Below are 1,434 nucleotides of genomic sequence, written 5' to 3'. Positions count from 1 at the left end.
CTAGATGCCGTAATGGGCCGGCCGCCTGGCGATAGGCGGAAGGGCGGCTGCCCCTCAGAGTGATGGTGTGTTGAACGGGGTCCGAGTGGGTCGGCCCCAGGCCTCATCGAGGGACAGCCATGGAGCACTTTGCTGGGATCGACGTCTCGCTGAAAGACAGCAGCGTGTGCGTGGTGGACGCCACCGGGCGGATTGTGCGGGAAGCCAAGGTGGCGAGCGAGCCGGAGGCTCTGATTGCTTGGTTCCGCGGGCTCGGCGTCGAGGTGACCCGGATCGGGCTGGAGGCAGGCCCTTTGTCGCAGTGGCTGCACGCTGGCGTTGGCGAGGCGGGCTTCGAGGTGGTGCTGCTGGAGACCCGGCATGTGAAGGCGGCGCTGTCGGCGATGACGGTCAAGACCGATCGCAAGGACGCCCGTGGCATCGCGCAGTTGCTGCGCATGGGCTGGTTCCGGCCGGTGCACCGGAAGTCACCCGATGCTCAGGAGGTGCGGGCGCTGCTGGTTGGGCGCAAGCTGCTGCAGAGCAAGCTGTGAGACGTCGAGCTCAGCATCCGCGGCATTCTGCGTGGCTTCGGTCTCAAGGTGGGCGAGGTGAGCAAGGCGAAATTCGCGGTGCGGATCCGAGAGCTCGCAGCCGGGCACGAGATGCTCGAGACGGTCACCGCCGCGATGCTGGCAGCACGCGAAGGGCTGCTGGCAGAATTCATGCGGTTGCACCGGCGTATGCTGGCGATTGTGCGTGCCGATGCGGTCTGTCGGCGGCTGATGACGGCGCCGGGCGTGGGCGCACTGGTGTCGATTACCTTCAGGACGGCGGTGGACGACCCGGGCCGCTTCGGATCATCGAAAGCGGTTGGGGCGCACTTCGGACTGACACCGAAGCGATACCAGTCGGGCGAGACAGACGTAATCGGCGGGATCAGCAAGGTCGGCGACGCGATGGTGCGCACCGCGCTCTATGAGGCCGCCAATGCCGTACTGAGCCGCCCGGTGCGCTTCTCCGCGCTCAAGCGCTGGGCAATGGATGTGGCCAGCCGCCGGGGCCTGAAGCGCGCGAAGGTGGCGCTGGCGCGCAAGCTGGCCGGCGTCCTGCATCGGATGTGGGCGGACGGCACCGAGTTCCGCTGGGGCAAGGAGATGGAGGCAGCCGCATAGCCGCATAGCGCAGCATCGGGGAGATTGGGTCTCGGGCAGGCCGGCAGGTCCGGTGCTGCTCGTCTGAGGTCCCGTCGCCGGGACGCAGGAGGCAGTGAGGCCGGGAGTAGTGCTGTGGAAGCCCCTTGGGGTGAACCACGCGTCCTAGATTGGCCCGCTGGCTCCTTTCTGACCGCAGGATGTGGCGACCGCGTGCCGACCACGGACGGAAGCATGACACCGGCGACGCGGTACTCACTCGAGGGGCTTGACGCCCGAAGGCCCAATACGGAAGCACTAC

General features: G+C 67.4%; 1 pseudogene. It reads left to right on the top strand.

What is annotated here, in order from left to right:
• The first annotated feature begins 119 nt into the window (after positions 1 to 119).
• Positions 120 to 1,154: pseudogene (locus tag H7965_RS29890) on the top strand (IS110 family RNA-guided transposase).
• Positions 1,155 to 1,434 lie beyond the last annotated feature (280 nt).

The sequence above is a fragment of the Siccirubricoccus deserti genome (genome assembly GCF_014283215.1).
Lineage (GTDB): Bacteria > Pseudomonadota > Alphaproteobacteria > Acetobacterales > Acetobacteraceae > Siccirubricoccus > Siccirubricoccus deserti.
The sequence above is the reverse complement of the archived record's forward strand: the minus strand, read 5'-3'. Positions and strand labels throughout refer to the sequence as shown.